This window comes from Altibacter sp. HG106 (assembly GCF_028561755.1).
In the GTDB taxonomy this organism is placed as follows: Bacteria; Bacteroidota; Bacteroidia; order Flavobacteriales; family Flavobacteriaceae; genus DFVG01.
Map to the genome: position 1 here is coordinate 460,256 of NZ_JAQQTD010000001.1, position 25,375 is coordinate 485,630.

General features: G+C 45.2%; 18 protein-coding genes. 5 read left to right on the forward strand and 13 right to left on the reverse strand.

The window, feature by feature from the left end:
- The first annotated feature begins 117 nt into the window (after positions 1-117).
- Positions 118-495, forward strand: coding sequence for a DUF1304 domain-containing protein (locus PO830_RS02190; RefSeq protein WP_272851895.1), 378 nt, complete (start codon positions 118-120; stop codon positions 493-495).
- 5 nt (positions 496-500) lie between these two features.
- Positions 501-1,028 (forward strand): hypothetical protein, encoded by a 528-nt coding sequence (locus PO830_RS02195; RefSeq protein ID WP_272851896.1) that lies wholly within the window; start codon positions 501-503, stop codon positions 1,026-1,028.
- 22 nt (positions 1,029-1,050) lie between these two features.
- On the opposite strand, the gene PO830_RS02200 is transcribed toward PO830_RS02195, so the two are convergent.
- Genes PO830_RS02200 through PO830_RS02210 form a run of 3 tightly spaced genes read right to left on the reverse strand, consistent with a single transcriptional unit; the run spans position 1,051 to position 3,657 of the window.
- Positions 1,051-1,752, reverse strand: a complete 702-nt coding sequence (locus PO830_RS02200; RefSeq protein WP_272851897.1) for an HAD family hydrolase — start codon at positions 1,750-1,752, stop codon at positions 1,051-1,053.
- Positions 1,752-3,443: an energy-dependent translational throttle protein EttA gene (gene ettA, locus PO830_RS02205; RefSeq protein ID WP_272851898.1), complete on the reverse strand. Its 1,692-nt coding sequence runs from the start codon at positions 3,441-3,443 to the stop codon at positions 1,752-1,754. The genes PO830_RS02200 and ettA overlap by 1 nt, the downstream gene beginning before the upstream one ends.
- 37 nt (positions 3,444-3,480) lie before the next feature.
- Positions 3,481-3,657, reverse strand: a complete 177-nt coding sequence (locus tag PO830_RS02210; RefSeq protein WP_272852018.1) for a CAL67264 family membrane protein — start codon at positions 3,655-3,657, stop codon at positions 3,481-3,483.
- Positions 3,658-3,867: 210 nt separating this feature from the next.
- Here PO830_RS02210 and PO830_RS02215 point away from each other — a divergent pair, with 210 nt between their 5' ends.
- The 3 genes from PO830_RS02215 to PO830_RS02225 are packed head-to-tail and all read left to right on the forward strand — an operon-like array spanning position 3,868 to position 8,412.
- Entirely contained in the window at positions 3,868-5,496 is a 1,629-nt protein-coding gene (locus tag PO830_RS02215) for an acyl-CoA carboxylase subunit beta (RefSeq protein ID WP_272852019.1), read from the forward strand.
- A 25-nt stretch (positions 5,497-5,521) separates the two neighbouring features.
- Complete coding sequence (locus PO830_RS02220) at positions 5,522-6,802, forward strand: MFS transporter (RefSeq protein ID WP_272851899.1); 1,281 nt, start codon at positions 5,522-5,524, stop codon at positions 6,800-6,802.
- 50 nt (positions 6,803-6,852) lie between these two features.
- Positions 6,853-8,412 carry an amidohydrolase family protein gene (locus PO830_RS02225; RefSeq protein WP_272851900.1) on the forward strand — a complete coding sequence of 520 codons (1,560 nt, stop codon included), beginning with the start codon at positions 6,853-6,855 and terminating at the stop codon, positions 8,410-8,412.
- Between the two features lies 1 nt (position 8,413).
- Here the strand turns inward: PO830_RS02225 and PO830_RS02230 are convergent, their stop codons facing one another.
- The 10 genes from PO830_RS02230 to PO830_RS02275 form a co-directional block, all read right to left on the reverse strand.
- Positions 8,414-9,733: a M24 family metallopeptidase gene (locus PO830_RS02230; RefSeq protein ID WP_272851901.1), complete on the reverse strand. Its 1,320-nt coding sequence runs from the start codon at positions 9,731-9,733 to the stop codon at positions 8,414-8,416.
- Positions 9,734-9,778: 45 nt separating this feature from the next.
- On the reverse strand, positions 9,779-12,964 hold the full coding sequence (locus tag PO830_RS02235) for a hypothetical protein (RefSeq protein ID WP_272851902.1): 3,186 nt from the start codon (positions 12,962-12,964) through the stop codon (positions 9,779-9,781).
- Positions 12,965-13,096: 132 nt separating this feature from the next.
- A complete protein-coding gene (locus PO830_RS02240) occupies positions 13,097-13,567 on the reverse strand; it encodes a hypothetical protein (protein WP_272851903.1) in 471 nt (156 codons plus the stop codon).
- Positions 13,568-13,617: 50 nt separating this feature from the next.
- Positions 13,618-16,998 (reverse strand): VIT domain-containing protein, encoded by a 3,381-nt coding sequence (locus PO830_RS02245; RefSeq protein ID WP_272851904.1) that lies wholly within the window; start codon positions 16,996-16,998, stop codon positions 13,618-13,620.
- A gap of 91 nt (positions 16,999-17,089) precedes the next feature.
- Positions 17,090-18,169, reverse strand: coding sequence for an AMP-binding protein (locus PO830_RS02250; protein WP_272851905.1), 1,080 nt, complete (start codon positions 18,167-18,169; stop codon positions 17,090-17,092).
- A gap of 11 nt (positions 18,170-18,180) precedes the next feature.
- Complete coding sequence (locus PO830_RS02255; RefSeq protein ID WP_272851906.1) at positions 18,181-19,137, reverse strand: CPBP family intramembrane glutamic endopeptidase; 957 nt, start codon at positions 19,135-19,137, stop codon at positions 18,181-18,183.
- A gap of 14 nt (positions 19,138-19,151) precedes the next feature.
- Positions 19,152-20,207: an o-succinylbenzoate synthase gene (locus PO830_RS02260; protein WP_272851907.1), complete on the reverse strand. Its 1,056-nt coding sequence runs from the start codon at positions 20,205-20,207 to the stop codon at positions 19,152-19,154.
- Positions 20,208-20,888 carry a metal-dependent hydrolase gene (locus PO830_RS02265; protein WP_272851908.1) on the reverse strand — a complete coding sequence of 227 codons (681 nt, stop codon included), beginning with the start codon at positions 20,886-20,888 and terminating at the stop codon, positions 20,208-20,210. It lies immediately after the preceding gene.
- A gap of 81 nt (positions 20,889-20,969) precedes the next feature.
- Positions 20,970-21,872: a 1,4-dihydroxy-2-naphthoate octaprenyltransferase gene (menA, locus tag PO830_RS02270; RefSeq protein ID WP_272851909.1), complete on the reverse strand. Its 903-nt coding sequence runs from the start codon at positions 21,870-21,872 to the stop codon at positions 20,970-20,972.
- 82 nt (positions 21,873-21,954) lie between these two features.
- Positions 21,955-25,359 (reverse strand): choice-of-anchor I family protein, encoded by a 3,405-nt coding sequence (locus PO830_RS02275; RefSeq protein ID WP_272851910.1) that lies wholly within the window; start codon positions 25,357-25,359, stop codon positions 21,955-21,957.
- Positions 25,360-25,375: the final 16 nt, after the last annotated feature.

A 25,375-nucleotide genomic window follows, 5' to 3' on the forward strand; every position in this document is an offset into this window, starting at 1 on the left:
CTCGAAATCAAATGTTCCCGACTTAGAACTTTCCGCGGGGAATTCCGAAATAAGAAACCCCGACACCGCTGTCACTTGTAAAAAAAACTTACCTTTCCTTTCACTAACACCTTAGCAATGGAACTTCTGATCAATCTTCTTATCGGGCTCATCGCGCTATTGCATGCGTATTTTCTTTACTTCGAAATGTTTGCCTGGGCAACCACCGGACCCAGAATTTTTAGAGGGTTTCCGAAAGACTTCTTCGCAAGCACAAGAGCTATGGCAGCCAATCAAGGACTTTATAACGGCTTTCTGGTGGCAGGGTTGCTGTGGACCTTTTTTATTGAAGATCCGCTTTGGTGGGCACGCGTAAGTATATTTTTTCTGACGTGTGTGGTCATTGCAGGAATTTTTGGAGGTCTTACGGCTTCAAAGAAAATATTTGTAGTGCAGGCGCTTCCCGCGATAACCGCCCTCGCCCTTCTCTTGATACATGTTTATATCGTATCTTAGTGCGTATGAAGGGTCTCGCGTCGTACATGGTTTCAGCAATCTGCTTATGCATTGGTCTTGTTGGGCTATTCGTGCTCACGGAAAGTTGTCGCCCGGCGAGATCTTCGCTGCCCTTTTCTGAAGTAGTCCCGGTAACGGTCGTGAATGGTGCCGACACCCTTACCTTCTACGAGTTACATTTTTATCAAGTGGCGGATGTACGCAATAGCATGAAGTTGCTCTACAACGAATTGGGGCCCTGGGATCTATCGCTGTATGGTAGGTACGAAGACCAACTCCCCCAATTGGTATGGAATGAGAAAGAATTATTTCAAGGCGGAAGCGCTTTTACCATCGCCGCCAGCGGTACTGAAACGAGTGCTGCTTATTTTGCGACACTTAGTATTGTAGACGCTGAGCAAAACGATGCGCTCGCCCCAAATCATCCCAACCGACCGCAACTGATCGCCTATTTTAACGCAGCCATGCGAAAATTGAAACCGAATCGAGAATTTATACAAGTATTTGAGAACTATCGCAAGCGATTGGAGTAATGTTTCAAAACACATTGACTTATTATTCTTGCGACAAGATGGTCTTTAACTGAGTAGCGTTTGAAAGCAATTGAAAATTAGGGTGTTCCACCGGTTCCTTTACCTCTTCATGTGCCCAGGTAGTATGAAACGGAATGTGAAACGCGAAGGCGCCAATCGCCAACACCGGAAGAATATCACTCTTGACACTATTCCCCACCATCAAAAATTCTTCGGGACGAATATCTAATTGAGTGACCAGCTTATGGTATTGAGCCTCGGTTTTATCGCTAACGATCTCAATATGATGGAAATAAGAGGCCAACCCACTTTTTTCCAGTTTTCGCTCTTGATCTAACAGATCACCTTTAGTTGCCATCACTAATTCGTAATGGGGTGCCAATGCTTTCAAGGTGGGCTCAATGCCCTCTAATACCGCAACAGGTGCTTGCAACATTTCTTTACCGATGTCCATTAATTGTTGAATAACAGATAAGGGGACGGTTCCTTCCGAAAGGGTGATCGCCGCTTCAATGAGCGACAACACAAAGGGTTTAATGCCGTAGCCATATAACGGCAAGTTCTTCATCTCTACGGCAAACAAACGTTCCTGGCAGGCTTCGGAAGGCAAATAATCCTGCATCAATTCACAAAATCGCTTTTCCGCATCGCGAAACAATGGTTCGTTTACCCAGAGGGTATCATCGGCGTCAAAGGCAATGACTTTTATGGAGTCATACGGCATTACCGAATCAACTTTTTGTACTTGATGCGCTTCGGAAGCAGATCACCGCCCAAACGTTGTTTCTTATTTTCTTCGTAATCGCTAAATCCGCCTTCAAAGAAGTACACCTGACTGTTCCCTTCAAACGCTAAAATGTGCGTGCAAATTCGATCTAAGAACCAGCGGTCGTGAGAAATCACTACCGCACAGCCGGCAAAGTTTTCTAAACCTTCTTCCAGAGCGCGAAGCGTATTGACATCAAGATCATTGGTAGGCTCATCGAGTAAAAGTACATTCCCTTCTTCTTTTAGTGTCATCGCCAGATGGAGGCGGTTGCGCTCTCCTCCCGACAACATGGAGACTTTTTTGTTTTGTTCGCTTCCGCTGAAGTTAAATCTGCTCAAATACGCACGTGAATTTACTTGTCGGCCGCCCATCATAATCAACTCTTGGCCGTCGCTAAAGTTCTCCCAAATCGTTTTATTGGGTTCAATATTGCTATGCGCCTGATCCACATACGCGATCTTGGCGGTCTCCCCTACTTCAAAGTTTCCTTTGTCGGGTTCTATTTCACCCATGATCATTTTGAAGATGGTGGTTTTTCCGGCTCCATTGGGCCCAATAATTCCCACAATCCCCGCCTGTGGCAATTTGAAATTGAGATCTTCGTATAATAACTTCTCGTCAAAAGCCTTGGAAACTCCTTGGGCATCGATCACGTTGGTTCCTAACCGCGGACCGTTAGGAATGTAGATTTCTAGCTTGTCATCCAGTTGCTTTTGGTCTTGATTTAATAGCTTATCGTAATTGTTCAGACGCGCCTTTTGTTTTGATTGGCGTCCTTTCGGGGCCATACGCACCCATTCCAACTCCCGTTCCAAGGTTTTTTGGCGCTTGCTGGCTTGTTTCTGTTCTTGTGCCAAACGTTTGGATTTCTGATCTAACCAAGAACTGTAGTTTCCTTTCCAGGGTATCCCTTCTCCACGGTCTAATTCTAAGATCCATCCGGCCACATTATCCAAAAAATAACGGTCGTGGGTCACGGCGATCACCGTGCCTTTGTACTGCGCCAAATGATGTTCTAACCAATGCACACTCTCGGCGTCCAAATGGTTAGTAGGTTCATCCAGCAACAATACGTCCGGTTCTTTCAGCAACAATCGGCATAAGGCCACCCTACGGCGTTCCCCACCCGACAATACCGCGATCTTCTTATCGGCTTCTGGTGTGCGCAAGGCATCCATCGCAATTTCAAGCTTGGTATCGAGCTCCCAGGCATTGCTGGCATCAATCTGATCTTGAAGCTTCGCTTGCTTATCCATGAGCTCCTGCATCTTATCCGGATTTTCATAGACTTCCGGAAGGCCAAACATATCGTTGATCTTATTGTACTCATCCAATACGGCTACGACCTCACCAACCCCTTCTTTAACTACTTCCAGAACGGTTTTGTCTTCATCCAATTGAGGTTCTTGTTCTAAGTACCCAACCGTATACCCCGGAGCGAAAACCACATCGCCTTGATAGTTCTTTTCGACCCCCGCAATAATCTTGAGCAAGGTAGATTTTCCGCTACCGTTCAATCCCAGGATTCCGATCTTGGCTCCATAGAAAAAACTCAAATAAATATTCTTAAGAACCGGTGTCTGAGCGCTCGGGTACGTTTTACTGACACCCGACATGGAAAATATGACCTTCTTATCGTCTGACATGTGTTGAAATTATTAGGTTAGATAAAATATGGATACGTTACACGCGTCCTTTCAGGGCATTGAATACCCAGGCAATCGCAAAAAAGCCAAGCCCTACCGAAGCAAAGCCCCATCCGGCTACATCATCATATTTAAAGGCACCCAGCGCAATCAAACCGAGTCCCACGACAATCATTATAAAGGTGGCCCAAGCCAATACTGTATTTTTATTCATCATATCTATTATTTTTTGGGCGTTCCCCGCCAGGGGCGGGTCCGGCTTTCAGGGCTACCGGCCAGCGGCAGGGTAGCTTCCTTCAATCCGTAACGCAAGGCACCGACAGTTTTTTAACCTTCGGCACAGCTAACAAATATCGGGAATTCTTTATAGAATTTCGACACGTATGCCCGTCATTTCGTATTTTTGGACAAACCGAAGATGGCAATGGATTTAACCTTCAACAAAAACGAAGACCACAATAAATTATTAGTAAGCGATTTACGCAAACGTCTGGCTCAAGTGAAGTTGGGAGGCGGACAAAAACGGATTGATAAACATCATGCCAAAGGCAAGATGACCGCCCGCGAACGTATTAATTACTTATTGGATGAAGGAAAGAATGCCATCGAAATCGGGGCCTTCGCAGGTGAAGGAATGTATGAAGAGCACGGCGGATGTCCTGGCGGCGGCGTAGTGGTCAAAATCGGGTACATTCAAGGCAAGCAATGTATGGTAGTTGCCAATGATGCTACCGTGAAAGCGGGTGCCTGGTTTCCCATTACCGGCAAGAAAAATTTGCGGGCCCAAGAAATTGCTATCGAAAACAAACTACCTATCATTTACCTGGTAGACAGCGCCGGGGTGTACCTGCCCATGCAGGATGAGATCTTTCCGGATAAGGAGCACTTTGGCCGCATCTTTCGAAATAATGCGGTGATGAGCAGCATGGGAATTACTCAGATTGCTGCGGTTATGGGCAGTTGTGTGGCCGGTGGCGCCTATCTTCCCATCATGAGCGATGAAGCTTTGATTGTCAACAAAACAGGAAGTATTTTCTTGGCGGGAAGCTATTTGGTGAAAGCAGCTATTGGAGAATCCATCGATAATGAAACCCTTGGGGGAGCCACTACACACTGCGAGATCAGCGGGGTTACCGATTATAAGGCTGAAGACGATAAAGACGCGCTTGATACTATCAAGAACATTGTTTCAAAAATAGGGGCTCCGGCTTCCGCAGGATTCAACCGGGTAGCTGCTAAAAAACCCAAAGAAAAAATAGAGGATGTGTACGGTATCCTTCCCAAACTGCGTAGCGAACAATATGACATGCGTGCCATCATTAACTGTTTGGTTGATGATTCTGAATTTGAAGAATACAAAAAAGGCTACGGCCAAACCATCCTAACCGGGTATGCGCGTATTCAAGGATGGGCTGTGGGGATTGTTGCCAATCAGCGAAAAGTGGTAAAAACTAAAAAAGGTGAGATGCAATTTGGTGGTGTGATTTATAGTGATAGCGCCGACAAAGCCACGCGATTCATCGCAAATTGCAATCAGAAAAAAATTCCATTGGTCTTCTTACAAGACGTAACCGGCTTTATGGTAGGTAGCAAAAGTGAACATGGCGGTATTATCAAAGACGGCGCAAAAATGGTGAATGCCGTAAGCAACAGTGTGGTCCCCAAATTCACCATCGTTATCGGGAACTCCTACGGGGCGGGCAATTATGCCATGTGTGGAAAAGCCTATGACCCCCGATTGATCGCTGCATGGCCCAGTGCCGAGTTAGCCGTGATGAGCGGAAATAGTGCTGCCAAGGTATTGCTTCAGATTGAAACGGCTTCTTTGAAAAAGGAAGGCAAAAAACTTTCCGAAGCAGAAGAGAAAAAACTATTCGATAAGATCAAAGCGCGGTACGACGAGCAAATCTCGCCCTATTACGCCGCGGCCCGATTATGGACCGACGCAGTGATAGAACCGGCCGACACGAGAAAATGGATCGCTATGGGGATCGAAGCGGCCGATCAAGCTCCTATCGAAAGACAATTTAATATGGGGGTGTTGCAAGTGTAACAAAGATTTGGCTACCTTGTAGCACATGCTGCAGGCGATCAAGCGAACCAAAAATCTTCATATCATTGCTCTTCTGATTCTCGCAGGAGAAGCCGTGTTTATTCTTCCCTTTGTCTTAGCACGGATATTTCGTCCTACCGTATTGGAAGTTTTTCAATTAAGCAATTGGGAATTGGGTGCCTGTTTCTCGGTATATGGAATGGTAGCCTTGTTCGCCTACATTCTAGGCGGCCCCCTGGCCGATCGATTTCCACCGAGAAAACTGATCGCTATTTCGCTATGGACCACTGCTGCCGGAGGTTGGGTATATGCACAGTTCCCTTCCTATTTCGTGCTGAAAATACTCTACGGCTATTGGGGCTTTACTACCATTTTTCTGCTCTGGGCCGCCATGATAAAAGCCACACGGATCTGGGGAGGAAGCACCAGTCAGGGGAAAGCCTTCGGGTTTCTGGATGGAGGTCGCGGACTCGTGGGTGCCTTATTTGGTAGTCTGGGGGTGTTTATTTTCTCGCTATTCGTCATCGAATCGGTGGCAGAGAACGTAAGCTCTAATGCTTCGGAAGCCTTTCGCTGGGTCATCTGGATCTCTTCTTTGCTGGTCGGACTCATAGGCTTCCTCGTTTGGTTTTTTATGCATTCGCCTTCCGAAGAAAATGAAAAGGTGGTGATTGAAAGAATCACATGGCATCACATTGTGGCTGTCTTGCGGCTCCGTTCGGTTTGGTTGTTAATGATCATTATCCTGTGTGGGTACGTAGGGTACAAGATCACAGATGTCTTTTCGCAGTACGCCTACGAAGTGCTGTTATTTGACGGCGTTGAAAGTGCTCAGGTGGGTACCATTTTATTGTTTACGCGTCCCGTGGTCGGAATCGCGATTGGATTTATTGCAGACTCCTCTTCTGTTACCAAATGGCTTTTTATTTGTTTTCTTTTGAGCGTGGCAGGAGCACTAGTTTTTGCCTCGGGCATCATCACGCCCACCTTTGAGTTGTTGTTTCTCCTCTCGCTAGTGATCATCGCCACCGGGATCTATGGTGTTCGCGCACTCTACTTTGCCGCCATGAGAGAAGGTCACGTTCCTGTGGTGTTAACGGGAACTGCTGTGGGAATCATATCGCTTGTTGGCTACACGCCAGACATCTTCGCCGGCCCTGCTATGGGGTATTTACTGGATGCTTCTCCGGGAATCGAAGGCCATCAACATGTCTTTATCATGTTGAGTATTTTTGCAGGCATTGGCGCCTTCGCTGCCTTTCTATTTTATCGCTACACCAGGAAGTCGGCTGAGCCAATGAGCTAAGAGTAGAGCGCTCGTATAATTTCCTTACTTTAGTCTGATAAAACCATCCTATGAAAAAAGCTATTCTCTTCCTCTGCTTTCTCTTTTGTTGTCTCCTTTCACTCATGGCACAGCCACGACAAGAAGGACCGTTTTCTCAATTGATCATACGTGGCGTTACGCTCATCAATGGAAATGGCGCCCCACCCATAGGTCCGGTAGACATTACCGTTGAAGAAAATCGAATCACTGATATTTCGGTAGTGGGATATCCAGGCGTTCCCATCGACAACGCAAAGCGGCCTAAATTGAAATCGGGTGGAAAAGAATTGGATGCTTCTGGCATGTACTTACTGCCCGGTTTTATAGACATGCACGGCCACATTGGTGGCGTAGCACAAGGGGCCAATTGGGATTATGTGTTCAAATTATGGATGGCACACGGCATCACTACCGTCCGTGAACCCTCGGGAAGAGGCATCGATTGGACACTCGATCTTAAAAAGAAAAGCGCCGCTAATGAAATCATCGCGCCACGCGTACTGGCGTATACGGGATTCGGACAAGGCAGTGACCAACCTATAAGCACCGAGGCGCAAGCCCGTGAATGGGTTCAGAAGAACGCCAAAAAAGGCGCTGACGGCATTAAATTTTTTGGAGCGGAACCAAATATCATGACAGCCGCTTTGGATGAAAATAAAAAGTTAGGATTACGCTCGGCCATGCATCACGCCCAATTGAGCGTTGCCAAATGGAACGTATTGCATTCTGCGCGAGCAGGATTGACCTCAATGGAGCATTGGTACGGCCTCCCGGAAGCCTTATTTGATGATCGTACGGTGCAGCATTACCCCTTAAATTATAACTACAATAACGAACAGCACCGGTTTGGGGAAGCCGGAAAACTATGGAAGCAAGCGGCTAAACCGTATTCTGAGCATTGGAATGCGGTTATGGAGGAGTTGATCGCATTAGATTTTACTATCGATCCAACCTTCAATATTTATGAGGCCAGCAGAGATTTACACCGAGCACGCCGAGCGGAATGGCACGAAGATTACACCCTGCCCTCTCTTTGGCGCTTCTATCAACCCTCAAAAATTAGCCATGGGAGTTATTGGCATTATTGGGGTACTGAAGAAGAAGTGGCATGGAAAGAAAACTACCAATTATGGATGACGTTCGTGAATGAATACAAAAACCGTGGGGGTCGTGTAACAGCGGGATCCGATAGCGGTTTTATTTTTCAATTGTATGGTTTTGCCTACATCCGTGAATTAGAATTGCTTCGGGAGGCAGGCTTTCATCCTTTAGAAGTGATACAGTCGGCAACATTGAATGGAGCCGAAGCCCTTGGTATGGATGCCGAAATTGGTTCGGTAGCGGTAGGAAAGCTAGCCGATTTTGTGATCGTGGAGGAAAATCCACTTCAGAATTTGAAAGTGCTCTACGGAACCGGAGCCATCAAGCTAACCGAAGACAATGAAGTCGTACGCGTGGGTGGCGTGAAGTACACCATCAAAGACGGAATTATCTACAATGCAAAACAATTGTTGGCAGACGTCAAAAAAATGGTGAACGACGCCAAAGCGAAAGAAGGATTCGAGCTAAAACAACCCGGAGAAGAGTAGCCTAGTAGGAAATCGGTCTAATTTTTTCTTGTCGTTTGTTCACATATCGGAAGCCGTTTTCCGTCCACAAGCCGGCTTCTTCCAACATAATGCGCACGTCTTTCTTCCATTCGGAAACAAACACCGTATTATTCAATTCGATCGCATAGGCAGTATTGGGATACAATGGATAATCACCGGTTCCGGGAACGCCTCCCTGAGAATCCCACATTCCGATGGTGGGTCCGGCGCTATGTCCGTACAATCCCAAAGGATGCGTATAGATGGAGGGACGTAGTCCTTCCGATTTGGCTTTAGACAAGGCAGCAAGCAAGATCTGGTTTCCGCTTTTCCCGGTTTCAAACTGTGCGGTAAAGGCATCCTGAACGCGATTGCCTGTGGCAAATGCTTCGGAAAGAAATGCGGGAACTTCGGTTTCGTTTTGTCTTAACACATAAGCATGTTGTTGACAATCGGTATTCAAGCCAAGGTAGGTAATTCCGAAATCGCAATGCAAGAGATCCCCCGGCAAAATGACTTTCTTTTCTTTCTGTTTTGAAAAGGATTCAATATGACTTTTGAGGGCTTCATCGCTTCGTTGAATATCAATGGTAGGGTGAAACCAGGTTTCCAGCCCAAGATCGGTCACTTTCTGTCGCATCCACCAAACTACATCGTCTGTTGACGTTTTTCCGGGTGTAATTACTTCCGAAGAAAAAGCTTCCGCAATCACGTCATGGGTGAGTTGCACCAAGTCTTCCATGATCCCGATCTCCTTTTGGGTACGAGTTTCGATCCAGGCGACGGCGAGGTTTTCCGCTGAGACCAACTTATTCTCCAAATTCTCAGGCAGTGCTTCTTTCAACAATTGATGATCGGTAGCTACGAGTCCGTCTGCAATTCCGAAGTCATCTGAAATATTAATCCCAATTTTTTGAGGATTTCTTTCTGAAATAAGCTGTACCAGACGTTTCCACTGGTCGGGTTCAGCCTCTTTATCCCAAGCCGAGCTGATGTTTTCACCTACATCATAACGTGCCACGGCTAGTTTATCGATGGTATTTTCAGCTTTATTCCGATAAAAAACTAGCATGGTTCTACGGCGGGCATTCAGCCAGGTAGCGGGTAACATGGTTTTCATCACGGGATCTTCATTGTACTCTCGTGAAATAAGCACCCACATGTCGATCCCCGTACGATCCATCAATTGTGGAAGCAGTACATTAAACCGTTCTGCCAGAATCTCATTTTTTAGTTGCGCTCGATCGCGCTCTGGGAGGATGGATTGGGCCGAAACATTGGAAAGTAATATCAAACAAAAGAGTAGAGAGGCAATTCGCATAGTAAATCGATTTACCCTAAAAATAAAAGGTTTTTCAGGCAGAAGCTAATCCTTGGGTGAAATTTTTATCTTTTTTGCATTCTTCTGATACGCTTGTTGCTGAACCTCCATCACCCGATCTTGTGTTTTCCGCGTTTCGATGGTATCTGTTTTTATATAAAGATTATTGATACGCGCTATAGCTTTTTGTACTTCTGGATGCATTGAAACCATGGCTTTTTGATATTCTACCGCGGGAAGGCTTAGCAAGCGTGCTAAAGGGGGTTCTACCACACCCCATTGTTGATAGTTGTATTGCGGATATCGATTGAGTACCGAATCTATGAGTCGGTTATGCGCATCAATAGAATCCATCAAGCGAAGCGGTTGGTCTACCTCAGCATTTAACACTTGTTTTACCTTTCTGTAGGTTATTTTATGAGGCATCATAATATTATTCTCACAGACCTCATCACGGTATGTTTTTAAAATTTTTCCTTGGGTATATCGAATTAGTTTGTCGATATCAGTTATTGTTCCGATGACAGCTCCTATCTCTCCTGTTTCTCTGTTTGCTTTTGGCGTAATACCCCAATCTTTCATCTTCCTTACAATATATATATCTTGGGAGTTAATTATGTTGATGAAAATTGGATTGATCCTCTTATTAAAATTTAAATCTGAATCTCTGCTTATCGTATTGTAAACCTCTAATACAGTTAACATTCCAGAATTATCAAAGTACCCTCCGTCTAAAAAACTTCCTTTCCCAGGTATTTTTGCCGTGGGGCTTAAAAAAGGAAAACGATTGGTCGTAGAAATAGCTCCAAAAAAAGTTAAATCCTTATTCTTATTTTGACCTGAAAACTTGTTAACCTCTAAAGCACCCGGAAAGGTATTTTTTGGAAAAGATACTGTAGAAGATACTCCTTGTCCGCCTCTTACGGCAGTAGTGTTCATAATAAGCAATGGAAATTTTTGCTTTTTAGAATCATAAAGTTTTTTCCAGTAATCCGTATAACTTACTTCATTAAAAATACTATCCATCCCTGTATGTTTGGCATGAAGCTGCATACTTTTAAAGGAGCGATCTTGACCTTTGTATTTAAAAAACGGCAAATATTCCCTAATCCAATCTTTTCCTAATAAATAGGTAAGTTCATTTGAAAGTACATTAGAGGTTCCAATTTGTGTAATTCTCTGTTGAATATTGGCATAGCCTTCTTGCTCGCATAGCAAACTCGCGTAATTACCAATTCCCACGGCACCACCAGAAACACCCGAAAGCACTGCTGTACGTTCTAGAAATTTTCCTTGGCTAACTCGCTCCAGTTCCGAAAGCAATACCAAATTCCATAGATTTGCTTTTAAACCTCCCCCATACGATCCTACAAAGAAATAATTTTGTTTTCCTTGGGGATTTTCATCTACAAGATTTCCGAAAAACTCTTGGTAATCCATAGGCGGTTCCTTCCTATCAATGAGATTCAGTTCATGAAGATCGTTCGGTTTGCTCGCAAAAAACGTAGCCATAACTACAAGAATAAAGGTAAGCACCGGTATTCCGTATTTAAAAAATTCAGCCTTTCGAACCGACTTATTATAGCCTTCCTCAAGGCTTTTTTGCCTTTCTTCTTTAGAGGGAGTAGGATATTTACGATGGTAATACACTACGTGCTTGAACGTAATGATTATAGCAGAATAGAAGAAAATGATATATAATAAAATGATTACAATGGGATTTAACCATGTGGTAAATGTAAACGAAAAGTTTGCAATTAAAATAGTGATAAATGAAGTAATTCCGGCAACTCGCATCAAGTTAAGGTACCTCAGATTGTCGCTCAGTCGGCCGACAAAACGCTGCAAGCGGTTTGCTCGTTTGCCATATTTCGGATCGTAAGCTTCGTAGAGCTGCAATGTTGTCTTCGTAAACATTTCCTTTTTTGCCTTGTACAATGGGTCGTTAAAGAACACATACTTGAAATGGGTACGGCAAAGTTTAAAATATACATAGAGGAACATTTGTAACCCTAAGGTGATCATAAACAGCACCACGGTAACACGGCTCCAATCGTAAAACGCTGCCATCAAAGCCGTAAAGATGACACAGGCGGTCGCAAAAAGAAAATAGGCTGGAAACCATTTTACATAGGCAATAATTTCATGAACTGTCGCAGCCTTCGCAGCTTCTGGAACGCCAGTTCCTTTTAGTGTAGCACGCCACCTGTTGTAACGTTTTCCGTTTTGATCGTAAACCCAAAGTGTCATAACCAAGATGAGAAATGATAAACCAATGGCGGTAATTTCATATTCAAAAAACCGTGTCGCAACATCGATCATAATACCAAACACAGCCACATATAACAGAATCCCTAAACTGCGACGCATTTTCTTCACTAGCGGTCGGTTGTACTTTTTTTGCTCCATCTCCCATTGGTTGGTATCCTCTCCTTTTTTGGTAGGGTAGTAATAAATAAGTCCCCATCCAAAAACATGCTGTTTTTGCATTTCTAAGGTGACACATTCGGTATTTCCGTAGCGCCAAATATCTACATAGGTAGGAAAATGAGAAATGATTAAGGTAAGAAAGGTGAGCAGGGCGAACAGTATAATAATATTCCACCAATTATAAAAAAGATCAACGACCAAGGTTCCGCCCTGAGGCATAAAGGTAATCAAAGCGTACACGATCAGAATAAAAAGTAAACTCAAGATAGACGTTTCCGCGAAGCGAAAGATATCTCGAAAATTGGGCAGGATATATTTCTTCAGTACTCCATAAAAAACAAATCCCAGCGCAATGACATAACAGACTACCTTCGCATTCATCACAAATTGAATTCCGTAGAACTCATAGAACCAATAATGATAGCCTTCCAGCCAATCGAAAATCAATCCAATACAGGCAATAACATAATAGAAATCGAGCATCGAATAGGTATACGACCTACTCCGCAATAGCACAACCTCATTCAGAAATCGAATAAAGTAACCAATCAAAACAATTGTAATCGGAGCCCATAAAGCATCCAATAGGAAAAAGGCTTTATAATGGAATACCGTGGAAGACTGTGCTTGAATAAGTGCGGAAACCTGGTCAAACAGCGACTCAGTATCAAACAAGCCGTGTTGCGGACTTGATACCAGTTCGTTGATTTGAAACAGTGCGTTGTTGATAACAATAAGCAGCGTAACGAACAACCAGGCAAAGAAAAGAATCCTTGGGTGGCGTGCTATCCAATTTTTCATGATCGTGATATTGGCGCATCAATATCGGGGAAACTAGGATGCAATTGAACCCCCAAGATACAAAATATTGCTTTTGAAGAACTTAGGATATAAAAAAAGCCTCCCAGTTATCGGGAGGCTTTTAGGTTCGCATTAATTGTTCTTGTTGCGCTTATTTTCTTTCTTCTTTTTCTTAACGATCTTATCGAGTTTATCGTCATTGAAGTGGATGTTTGAAAAGGTCCTAATCTCTTCTTCCGTTAGAAACACCTGCAGCTCTTGTCGCAATGCCTCCTTGTACTTTTCAACCTGCTCCATCTTCTTTTGATATTCAATGGTCTCATCCTGAAGCATGGCTTTGCGTTGGGTTTCGTAATCGATGATCATGTTTTTCATCACCGCCTTTTCGAACTCATCCAATTGCAATTCTGCCTGATAAATATCCATCTTTGTATCAATATCCTCTAGCTCGTCTTCAATATACATCTTCTTATCGCCCGTTTTTAAGGGCGGCGGCGTATAGCCTCGCTGCCCACGTTGCACGCGCCCTAGGTTCTGAGCTTCCAAAGAAACGCCCATTCCAAGGATAAATAAGGCACATAAGATCCAAGATTGATATTTCATAACATTCATCATTTTCATCGTTACCGGCAAAATTACAAAAAGCGTACCAATCATAAGGTAATCGACCCCACCAAAAGCGTTTCCTCTTCCGACGCTAACCGAAGTACTTTGATTTCCTTGGTTTCCGAAGGTTTGCCATAATTGGTATAGATGGTAACTTTTAGATAGGTAGGGGTAGCGATTTTTTGATAGCGATCGTCAAAATAATCTACCATGATATAGTAAGTTCCTTTCAGCGCTTGAATCTGGCTGAATTCTTCTGGGCCAAATCCTTCGGTACTATCTTCGGTGAGTTGACCTCCTGTACTTGTTTTGGGAGCGCTGTACATACATTTCTCAAAATTAGGATCGACGATATGCAAATCGATATCGGTATCGTTATGATTCCAATCTACAACCACACGAACGTCCATTTCGTTCTTTGAACGGGAGGCAACAGGCATTCCCTTTAATGATGCCTGGTAGGGAATACTGTGTACCAAACGTCCCAATTCTTTACTACTCACTTGTTCCATCCCTAAAAATGCCCTTCGATGCGTATCGCTGTAAAACTCGGGAAGGTTAATTTTTTTCAATAACGCTACCGCTTCCTCTTCCCTATCCAACTGTGCCAGCACCAAGGCCAAATCACGATACGATTGCGCATCTTCACTGCGTAAAGTAACCACTCTCTGGTAAATGAAGGCCGCCAATTCTAAGGAATCTTCGGCTTCTAATTTATAGGCGTATGCTTTTAACAGTTCGTAATTATCCATATCCAGTTCAGGAATGTTCGAAAGGATACGTTGCGCTAACGAAACATCGTGCGACACAAAATAGTCGTAGACATCCATAAAGTAAGACGAATTACCCATCATCTGCTCCCGATCTTCTAAGTACTGTGCATACTTCTCTGCGATCGTTTCTCTACGTTCTAACTTCTGAATATAAGGCAGCGATACTACCGAGAAGGCATACGGGGTAGCGTCCAACAATCGGGCCAGTTTCTCGGCTTCGTTGGTGGGTGTGGTTTCCGTACCTAAGGTAGGTGTAGGAAGGTCTGCCGTAGATTTTGTTGTGATGATCACCACGCCATTACGTCCTTCTGAACCATATAAGGTGGTGGCCGCCAAGCCTTTCAACACTTTTACATCTGCAATCATATTAGGGTCGAGATCCAGCATGCGGGAGGAGCCCACATTTCCGTCCAGAAAAGACCCTTGTGCATTGGTATTGCTCGCCATGGGCACTCCGTCTACAATAAATAGTGGTTGATTAGAACCTGTTATAGAATTGTATCCCCGAATGATAACATTGGTGGCAGAACCGGAGGTGCCGCTTTGCTGGGTAACCTGTACGCCCGATGCTTTTCCGGAGATCACACGGGCAATATCACCTTCGGTGCGGTTTTCAATATCTTCCGCCCGTACCGTACTTATCGCATATCCCAAGGCACTCGATTCCTTGCGTATTCCTTGCGCGGTAACCACCACCTCATCCAGGGTAGCAGCACTCTCAACCATACTAATATTGATGCTACCGTTTCCGGTAATGGTTGTTTCTAAGGTTTCAAACCCAACATAGCTAAAGCTCAAGTCGGCTCCAGAGGTCGCGCTTATCGAAAACGCTCCATCGAAGTTGGTTTGCGTCCCGATGCTAGTACCTTTTACAATAACATTCACTCCGGGTAAGGGAACGCCATTGGGATCACGTATCACGCCACTTACGCGTACTTCGGAACCTTCAGGAAGTGATTCCATCGCTACGGCCATGGACGACTCTTTGGGCTCTTCCGTTTCTGGGGTAGTGGCATCGGTGATCCGCACACGCGCACGGCCCTTCATGATACGTCGGTATTCCGCCATTAATTCTTCCGGAGGCGTAATGTTATACTTAATATAATCATGTACAGATTCGAGTACTATCAGAGAAGTATGATCTGAAATCAAGTTGAAATTTGTAGCTAGAGACACAATCTTTTGTTGGTTCTCCTCGCTTTTTTTCTGAAGCTCTTGCAATTTCATTTGGGCCCAAATACGTGGTACCCCGGCAACCGATGATGCCGTTGTAAAGGTTACTTGTAAGGTATCTAGCACGGTATCTTGATATCCCACTAAAACATCAATGGGCGCTTTTGAAGCGCTCTTTCCGCTAATCGAAATAGACGAAGAAAGGCGATGTCCAACAGCGGGATATAACTCGGCTGCCGCTCCCTTGGTCTGGTAGGCTAAAACGGACAAAGGTACGCTTGTCAACTTTTCTAAACCATCCTTTATAGGAAGGGTTTCTAAGTTAATATAAGCGCCTCCAAACGCCTCTGTATGCGCTTTCATAGCGGCGTGGTTTCCTTCTCGTTTGCTATTGATGATGTAGAGTGGCGGTGTTTCCGACTTCGGAAAATCGCTCAGCGTGGGGAGCCCATCACTACAAAGCAACACATCTCCTAATAACTTCTGTTGCTTCAGAAATGTAAAGGAGGTCCCACCATCGTAGGTAGTTTTTCGTAAATAATCGGTAAGTTCTTCGGAAGCTCCTTGCGTTACCTGAAACGTTCGTGTTTCGTGTACCGCGTTGCTAAAAACGATCACAGAAACCGCCATAGCAGGCTTCGTAGCAATATACTTAGAAAGTAGGGTTAATTCCTTTTCGATATTTCGATTTCGCATCGACAAAGACGCATCCCAAAGCAGCGTAAGGGTATCGCTCGTACGCCTTGGAACAATAGGAGTTTTCAAGGTTTGGTGGGCATAAAAATAATCGCCCAATAAATAGGTTTGAAGGCCTTCCTCACCGGGAAATACGAGGTGCAAAGGTTGGGCTACAGTGGTGTTGGAGGCACTGTATCGAGCTTCGTAGCCCGCATCGGTCTGCCTCCATTGTTTCACATAAGCGGCACCCGACAGCACACGCGGAGCCTGAGCCTGGTAATGTTTCAGTTGGAATGAAAAGGATTCCAAGGCACGATCGAAATCGAACGGCAATTTCACATGGTATCCTTCAGCATATGTCAGTTCTTCCTCATAGCCCAATACCACACGTTTATATCCCTTGGCGGGGATGGGGTAAATTCGGGCTTTGTAGGTATTGCCGGAACCTTTTTCTAGTAAGGCCGGGTCTACCCCTCTTCGAACTACAGCTTCAAAGGCCACACGACCTTGTTCTTTGGGGACCACCACAGCTTCACGTAGGGTGCCAAAAACATCTAAGGCAAAACGATTTACGGCTTGGTTCTCGCCGAGTGGAAAATTCAATTCGCCTTCCAATACTTCCGAAGTGGGATTGTAGAATTCCATTTCGTACGTAGTTGATAAACGATTTCCGATCAGTTCAGAATGAACGGTAAGTTTGGCGACTCCCAATTGGCTGTCACCTACTTTGATGATAGGAACCTTTTGAGAAAAGGCCGATCCTATCGCGATCATACATAAGATAAAAGTAGTTAGTGTTTTCATATACGTGGATTTTAAGTTTCCTTAAAAGTACTTTTCGAAAACACCGATAAAAACCTAGAATGAGCTAACGGCTAGTTTCAATGAGGGAACCCTAAGCGTAGCCTTTGAGGATGGCGCCAATCTCCTTCCGCTTGATCTTGCCCGTCTCGGTTCTGGGAAATCGCGATAAGCTATATACCTTTTTGGGGCGCTCATAGGGTGGTAGTTGGGCAATAGCTTCGGAATAATTGGAAAGGGACGCTCCGCCCGATTCTATTACCAGTATTACTTTCTGCCCTAACGCTTCATCAGGCTCTGAAGTAATAATGAAGGGTTCGGCAATCGCGGCCGATAAGGCATGCTCAATGTGTTCGGGGAAGATCTTCACGCCTCCCGAGTTGATCACATGATCATATCTTCCTAAAAATTCAAAGGAGGTAGGCGATTTTAGCGATACGATATCGTTAGTAATTACTGTATCTTCAGCAATGCCAGGGGCATGAATGATCAAGCAGTCGCGATCGTCTGTGGCAAACGTCACCCCGGGCAAGCCAGAGTACACCGACGATTGAGCGAGTCCGTTGACACGCCGTATGGCAATATGACTCACCGTTTCGGTCATGCCATAGGTGGCGAACACTTCACAATCAACATCCTGCAACGCTTCTTCCAGCGAAGCGGAGATAGGTGCTCCTCCCACAATTACTTTCTTCACTTTACTCATGGCTTCCAAAGAATGCTGCACCTGCAAGGGAACCATGGCGACGAAATCATATGAGTTGTCGTACTCCACCAATGCGTCTTTGGTGGGTGCCACAATATGGAGATCCCAACCCAGCGTAAGCGCCCGTACTACCATCATCTTCCCTGCGATATAATCGGCTGATAAGCATAAAAGCGCGCTTTTACCCTCCTGAATTTTGAAAAATGTTCCGGTAGCAATCGCACTATTGATGAGAGCTGACTTCGGTACCCGAATTTTTTTGGGTTTTCCCGTTGAGCCAGAAGTTATCAATTGAATGTCTTTTTCAACGCCAAACCATTCTTTCAGAAATAATCCTACGCTCACCTCGTATTCATGACCGTCGCTTACCAGGCTATCAGCGAAAGCTACGAGTTCTTCAACCGTTTCAAAAGAAAGGCCGTTGAGGGTAAAGGCGGAATGCAAAAAGGGTGAGGTTGGTGTTGGCATCGCACTTAGAGTTACGCAGTCGGTACGTCTTCTGAAGGTTCCGGAGGTGGCGGTAATTTTCCGAAGAGCTTATCGCCCCAGCCCGTCCATTTATAACGCCAAGCCATAATCGCAATAAAAATGGGATAGACAATCAACACCGGGGCCAACACATCGAACCCGGCCGTGGGTTCAGACACATCTTTTAAAATGGAATTGGTTTGAAACACGGTCCAATCGGCAGTAACCAATAGGGCAGCGATCAAATTATTCCCAGCGTGAAATCCTAAGGCCAGTTCCATGCCTTCGTCCATCAGGGTAATAATTCCTAAAAAGAATCCGGTACCGATATAATACAACATGATGATGGGCCCTAATTTGCCCACTTCGGGATTAAAGAAATGGAGCCCGCCAAATACCACAGAGGTTACGACCAGCGGTACCCATCTATTTTTTGCCATGACGCCAAGGCCCTGCATCAAATAGCCACGAAAGAGATATTCTTCAAAACTTGTTTGTAAAGGGATCATCAGAATTGCGATAACCGCTAAGATAACAAAGGGTACGAGTTGAAATTGCACTTCGTAATCCTGCGGATTCGAATAATAATCGAGGAGCGTCATGACGATAGTCACGATGGCAATCAATGAAAATCCAAAGATAATTCTACCCCAATCCACCTTCTTTCGGGACGTAGTAAGTGTTTTAAAAGGTTGCTTGTGTAGGTACTTTACCCAAAGCCACAAAGCGAGGAGTCCGACCGCAAAACTGAGCAACATCAAGAACAGCGTCAAATTAGAATCGAGTACCGTCATTAGCTGATTGGGATCTTCCAGCGAGGCGAGATCGCCCCCATCGGCCATCAATTTAAAGGTGGCTGCCAACACAAGAGGTAGGGCAGCAAGTTGCGAAACAAAGAAAATGACCACGGCTCCTACGGCATAGCGCCACCAGTCGTGCAAATAGTGATAGGCTTGTATAATGTACATATACTACAGTTCGTTTATGAAGAACCGCCAGTTCGCAAGAAATGGGCATCCCAAGCGCGTTTCGGGGAGTACTGTAACTGTCCGTTTTGAACCGTTAGGGGAGCCTCAATATTATTCGTAAACAAACTGCCTGTTCCCAGACCTTGCGGCAATTTACTATTTTTTGTGAAGGTATACTGCGAAATTGCGTTTAATCCTACATTGCTCTCTAGTGCCGAGGTAATCCACCAACCTGCTCCTACCGCTGTGGCCCTAGATATCCACAAATCGGAGTTGGCAAACCCACCTACAAGCGTAGGCTTAAGTATGATATATTGCGGTTGTACGGTTGTGAGCAACTCATTTCGTTTTTCTTCGGAAAAAATTCCGATCAATTCTTCATCCAGCGCAATGGGTAAGGGTGTTTTCTCGCATAGTGCTGCCATTTCCTGCCATTGTCCGGCAGCGATAGGCTGCTCGATAGAGTGAAGGTCGAAGACAGCGAGGCGTTCTAGTTTTTCCAACGCTTCGGAAGGCGAAAAAGCACCATTGGCATCGACGCGGAGTTCTATTTCTTCGGAAGTAAAACGATCCCGAATCGATTGTAGCAGGGCTAACTCTGACTCAAAATCGATAGCGCCAATCTTCATCTTGATACAGCTGAAACCTTCTTTTAATTTGGCTTCTATTTGCTGATGCATCCATTCTTGAGACCCCATCCAAATCAGGCCGTTGATATCCATCCCGGTGGTACCCTTCGTAAATTCCGAAGGAAAAATAGTGAACGGGTCTTCCGAAGCCAACGAGCGAAAAGCAGCCTCCACTCCAATTTGGATCGCCGGAAATTCCTGCAACTCCTGCAGAAGTGTCGTTTCTCCCAACTGAATATGATCGCAGACCCATTGAAGTTTTTCTTCAAAATCAGGACGGTCGTCGGCGCTGAGTCCCCGAAACATCCCACACTCGCCTATGCCCCATTTCTCACCCTTCTCGATGCGCAAATACCAAGTATCCTTGGTATGTAAAACGCCCCGGGAGGTTCCTCCGGGACGCTTGAATTGTAAGGTATGTTGGAAAAATACTGCCTTCATTTAGAGTTCAATACTTTCGCCGATATCGAGTAGCATCAGGTCTTTTCCCGCCTCGAAAAACGCGCGTTTCGCCTGATCGTGATCGATCTCAATATATCCAAAGGTATCGTAATGAACCCCCAGCACTTTATCGCACTCAATAAAATCGCAGGCGACAATGGCGTCCTCCACGCCCATGGTAAAATTATCTCCAATCGGAAGAATGGCAAGATCTAATTTGGTATGCAGGGGTATGAGTTTCATATCCATGGTGAGCGCCGTGTCACCCGCAATGTAAATATTCTTATGCTCGCCTTCGATCACAAAACCACCCGGTTGTCCGCCATAACTTCCGTCTGGGAACGAACTGGTGTGAATGGCATTGACATATTTTACTTTTCCGAAGTCAAATTCCCACCAACCTCCATGATTCATAGGGTGTACGTCAAATCCTTTTTCCTCATAATGGTTTGCGATCTCAAAATTGCTGACGATAGTCGCACCGGTATTGTTAGCGATCGCTTCAGCATCGAGAATATGGTCTTGATGCGCGTGGGTGAGTAAGATATAGTCGGCTTTCAACTCATTGATAGCTACCTTATCCTTAGATAGGTCGTTTCCCGTAATAAAGGGATCCACTATCAAATTCTTTCCGCCTACGCTAATGGCCAAACTATTTTGTCCGTAAAATGTAATTTTCATAATCCTTGATTTTCCTCTAAAGATACCGTTTGTTGCGCGTATAGGGTGTTAAGCAATTTTAAAAATTCTGAAGCGACTCACTTATGCAGTCAAGATCGTCGTAATCATGATCAAGATAGCAAAGGCAAAGGTGCTTAGGGCTACTTTCTTCAACTCGGGATCTAATAAGGCAGGAGCCTCATTCTTCCAAACCGTACGCACATTCAGAAATAAGGGTAGGAACGCGAGTACCGGAAGCAGCCGCAACAAACCAAATCCGGTTTCATACACAAAGAGTAAATAGGCTGCCAGGGCATCAATGATTAGCACAGTATGATATTGTTTCGCGCCTTTGGCTCCTAGTTTGACGGCCAGCGTAATTTTTCCAACGGCTGCATCGGCCACGCGATCACGCATATTGTTCAGATTTAAGACGGCCATGCTTAAAAATCCGATGGAACAGGCAGGCAAGATCATTAGTAGCACAAATTGCTTGATGAATAAGAAATAACTTCCCAGGACGCTTAGCATTCCGAAGAATAAGAAAACAAAAACATCTCCCAGCGCCTTATATCCATACGCATTACGTCCCACCGTATAAGTTACAGCGGCAATGATGGAAGCAATCCCGAGTCCAAAAAACAACAAGGCGTACCCCCATTGATCACCAAAAGCCTCGTATATGAGCAGCAGCGCTATGGTCAAGGTAACGATACCAATTGCTATCATGCCGCGTTTCATTTGTGCTGCGGAAATGATCCCGGCCGCTACCATCCGTTGTTCTCCTTCGCGTTGGGTATCGGTTCCTTTGATCCCATCACCATAATCGTTAGCAAAATTGGAAAGCACTTGAAATCCGATGGTAGTAAGGATAGCCAACCAAAAAATAGTAGAACGATAAAAGAAATGAGGTGCTGCAAGACTACTACCTACAAGAATTCCGGAAATGGAAAGTGGGAGGGTTCGCAATCGGGCTGCCGCCAGCCAAGCGTTGGGTGATGCCATAGAGATCAGTTACGGTTCAAAAATAACGCAAATAAAAAACCGCCCCAAATTGAAGCGGTTTTTAAAATAAGAAATTCAACTTTTATTGAACCAGTAGTTTTTGTGTCGCTCCGGAAGCGTCTACCACCACATAGGTTCCAGTAGAAAGTGTATTCACATTAAGGGAAGATGCATCCGCTACTTCTAAGATTTTCCGACCTAATAAATCGAATACGGAATAGTCACCCGGACGGTTGAAAAAGATACGATCCTGCGCCGGATTTGGATACAGTTGGAATCCTTCAGATGCAAGGTCAAAATCTTGTACTGAGAACACATCGTTGTTCAAGTTATAGATCGAAAGGGTTCCGCTTACCTCGTTTGAGATCACTAACATGCCGAGGTTCACCGGACTGTCTGCTGCAGGGATATACACCACACCTTCTGGTCCTAGGTCACCATCTTCAGTACCACCCGGAGTGGCATCGCGACTGTTTTCGTATTCCAGGAACACAGGATTGCTCGGGTCTGAAATATTATAAATCATCACGCCGCCAATACGCTCTAACAACACAAAGGCATACGCTTCACCGTTAATTTCGTGAACGGTGACCCCTTCAGGTTCCGGCCCTTTGTTATCGCTTCGGTTTTTAAATTCATTATTGCTATTACTCGCGTTGAAGATTCCGCCATACACGGGGTCATTCGCCGTGATCACTTCAAAATCGTTTCCGCTGTCCCAAACTAAGGTTCCGGTGTTCGCTTCAAAAATACTGAACGAACGACCTCCAAACGCGTGAAGCTCTTCGTACAAACCATCATCATTGGCATCTCCGGAAGCTGCACTAAAGTTGAGATCGCCTAGGTTGGTCTCAAGTTCTAAAATATCAATGTTAGAAAACACCGCAGGATCTGGATTGTAATCGGCATCATCTAATTTGCGTTCTTCCGCGAACGTATCGTAGTCGCGCGCATCACCTTCATTTGCAGTTACGATATATCCTGTTCCTGCCACTTCGTAATAAGAAACGGCGTCTGGCATATACATTCCGAAGATAGGCCAAGAAGCGTCAAAAATGAAGTCGGTTTCATCTGACGTATCTAAGGTATTTCGCATCAAACTGTGGTCTTTTAAGCCGAAAGGAACTACGTCGGTAATTTCCGGGCTGCTTAAATCTACAATAGCGTAGGCATTGTTTTCTTGTAAAGTGACATAAGCCATTTGCGAATCACTAGAAATCGTTACGTATTCAGGCTCCAGATCTTGAGAAACCGTAGCACCCGGACCGTAAATACGAACCCCAGCTGCCTCTAACGCGGCTTGTTGCGCATCAAACGCATTGAAGGAAAGTGTTGTGACATTAGCTTGTGACGTTCCGCCCAAACCACCTGTAACGTCGATTACCGAAATAGAACCTTCCGGATCTACGGAGTAATCATCATTGGGTTCCCCTTCATTAGCAACAACCAACAAAGTTCCATCAGGTGAAAAGGTGAGCATATCCGGCAATGGCCCCACTTCTAACGCCACCGGGCTGTTTCCGTCGGCATCCGTCAACACAACGAAACCATTATCGGTTTTTGGATCTACGGAAATCGCGGCGGCTACGAGTCCGTTGCTCACAGCGATACTCTGCACCCCATCACCACCAAAATCGCTTACGTTAACAGTAGCCAGGGCAACAATGTTATCTGGATCACTAAAGTCGAGTACTTCTATTTTATCTCCGTTGGTAACGAACAAACGCTGAGTCGCCGGGTCGTAGGCGGTTATTTCAGCCGTACCTGCGGCATCTACCGTATAGCTAGTTCGGTAGGTCACGTCTAATTCACTATCGTCTCCTGCCGGCACCGCGGTATCGTCATCTAGGATGTACACAGAGAAAATATCTTGTCCGCCTATATTGACGTTTTGCGCATTTTCCAATTGCAGTACGAAGAACAGGTCACTTCCGTCATCGCTATTATCGATAACAGGAATACTGAACGTTTGATCTGCGGAAGAACCTGTTGGAAAGGTTAACGTTTCCGTAGCGGCAAAGGTAAAATCGGTTCCTTCCACTGCGGTTCCACCTACTAATAAGGTAACATCAATGCTTCCCTCCACCGGAGGCATGTCTGAAACGGTTACCGTAACGGTTACGGTGCCGCCATCTTCACTCACGGAACTATAGTCTTCATCAAACTGAACGGATGGAGTGGTTCCTAAGATGAACATGGTTTCATCAAAGGGAAGATCTGGGTCGATTCCGTCGGTATGCGCATCGGTTACATCGCCTTGCACATTGTAATTAGCGAGGTCTTTTACTTCGGTTTTGAAGGTCGCGTAATCTGGCGCAATTCTAGTTCCGGCATATTCGGCGATATCGCTAGACGCAGGAAGCGTCAATGCTTCTACCCCTTCCGAAAGGTTGGTACCTGCAAGGGTTCCATATCCGGCCGCATCGTTCGCAATGGCAGTAATAAAGGTGTCGGGCATACGTACCGCCGTGGCAGTATAGGCAAAGATGGCTTCCTCTGTAGCGGAAATCCCACCGGCATCATCGAAGGTGATGCTTCCCAAGTTGGCTGTGATTCCAGCATCGATAGTGTTGAAGACGATCACGGTTCCAGCAGGAATGGTCGTTCCACCGCTGTTCCAGATCCAATCGCCCTCACCCGAATCGAAGTCGGTTCCATTCCATTCCGTATCCGTAAAATAAATTTCGGTATTAGGATCGATATCCACAAAGGTCACCATGGCAAGATCGTCATCGCCATCGGCATTAAACGCGATAAACGCCATATCGCCTTCCACCAAATTAGCTGCCACAGCAGGTTCTCCTTCAAAGATCACCTGATCGAGGTACAAGGTTTCGGCACCCGAATTGCTCTGTAGTTCTACAACCAGCTGTGCCATGATATTATCGGGCAATGCAACGTTTCCAGTAGTCCATACATCTTCAATCATAAGATCGTCGATATCGTTCCCTTCGGTATTTAGAATATCGATGGTGGTAGCATTGGTAAGATCGCGTACATAGATGTGAATGATATCGGAGCCGCTCTCCCCGGGATTAGCAGCGTCCCATTCCCAACCGGTCTCATTGATGAAGTAATCAAGCGACACTTCGTTATTGGTATAGCTTGTAAGGTCAACCACATCAAATTCGACGATCATCACCCCATCGGTATCTTGTAATTGATAGCCTTGAGCGCCATCGGTATAAGCGCCTACATCTCCTGTGAAATTAGAAGCTCCCACAAAATCTCCATCGGTGAGACCTACATCTGGAGTCACGTAGGGAGCATAGGAGGCGTCAAAGCCCATTTCGGTCGCTGTAGCCGTAAAATCAACAACCGATTCTCCGGCATTATTAACAAGGTCATGCGCCACATTGGGGTCGCCTGTGTCTACATATTGAGCATCGGCCGTAGCCTCTTCAAAACTGGTTGAAGCTACGGTTTCCACTTGTGCATAGGTAAAGGCAGTTGCTAGAAGCAGCGCCGCCAACGTAATTTTTTTCATGTAATAGGTATTAGTT

What these genes read in the sequence shown, in the direction of transcription:
- PO830_RS02190 (WP_272851895.1), top strand. Translation starts at nt 118, where the DNA reads ATGGAACTTCTGATCAATCTTCTTATCGGGCTCATCGCGCTATTGCAT.
- PO830_RS02195 (WP_272851896.1), top strand. Translation starts at nt 501, where the DNA reads ATGAAGGGTCTCGCGTCGTACATGGTTTCAGCAATCTGCTTATGCATT.
- PO830_RS02200 (WP_272851897.1), bottom strand. Translation starts at nt 1,752, where the DNA reads ATGCCGTATGACTCCATAAAAGTCATTGCCTTTGACGCCGATGATACC.
- ettA (WP_272851898.1), bottom strand. Translation starts at nt 3,443, where the DNA reads ATGTCAGACGATAAGAAGGTCATATTTTCCATGTCGGGTGTCAGTAAA.
- PO830_RS02210 (WP_272852018.1), bottom strand. Translation starts at nt 3,657, where the DNA reads ATGAATAAAAATACAGTATTGGCTTGGGCCACCTTTATAATGATTGTC.
- PO830_RS02215 (WP_272852019.1), top strand. Translation starts at nt 3,868, where the DNA reads ATGGATTTAACCTTCAACAAAAACGAAGACCACAATAAATTATTAGTA.
- PO830_RS02220 (WP_272851899.1), top strand. Translation starts at nt 5,522, where the DNA reads ATGCTGCAGGCGATCAAGCGAACCAAAAATCTTCATATCATTGCTCTT.
- PO830_RS02225 (WP_272851900.1), top strand. Translation starts at nt 6,853, where the DNA reads ATGAAAAAAGCTATTCTCTTCCTCTGCTTTCTCTTTTGTTGTCTCCTT.
- PO830_RS02230 (WP_272851901.1), bottom strand. Translation starts at nt 9,733, where the DNA reads ATGCGAATTGCCTCTCTACTCTTTTGTTTGATATTACTTTCCAATGTT.
- PO830_RS02235 (WP_272851902.1), bottom strand. Translation starts at nt 12,964, where the DNA reads ATGAAAAATTGGATAGCACGCCACCCAAGGATTCTTTTCTTTGCCTGG.
- PO830_RS02240 (WP_272851903.1), bottom strand. Translation starts at nt 13,567, where the DNA reads ATGAAATATCAATCTTGGATCTTATGTGCCTTATTTATCCTTGGAATG.
- PO830_RS02245 (WP_272851904.1), bottom strand. Translation starts at nt 16,998, where the DNA reads ATGAAAACACTAACTACTTTTATCTTATGTATGATCGCGATAGGATCG.
- PO830_RS02250 (WP_272851905.1), bottom strand. Translation starts at nt 18,169, where the DNA reads ATGCCAACACCAACCTCACCCTTTTTGCATTCCGCCTTTACCCTCAAC.
- PO830_RS02255 (WP_272851906.1), bottom strand. Translation starts at nt 19,137, where the DNA reads ATGTACATTATACAAGCCTATCACTATTTGCACGACTGGTGGCGCTAT.
- PO830_RS02260 (WP_272851907.1), bottom strand. Translation starts at nt 20,207, where the DNA reads ATGAAGGCAGTATTTTTCCAACATACCTTACAATTCAAGCGTCCCGGA.
- PO830_RS02265 (WP_272851908.1), bottom strand. Translation starts at nt 20,888, where the DNA reads ATGAAAATTACATTTTACGGACAAAATAGTTTGGCCATTAGCGTAGGC.
- menA (WP_272851909.1), bottom strand. Translation starts at nt 21,872, where the DNA reads ATGGCATCACCCAACGCTTGGCTGGCGGCAGCCCGATTGCGAACCCTC.
- PO830_RS02275 (WP_272851910.1), bottom strand. Translation starts at nt 25,359, where the DNA reads ATGAAAAAAATTACGTTGGCGGCGCTGCTTCTAGCAACTGCCTTTACC.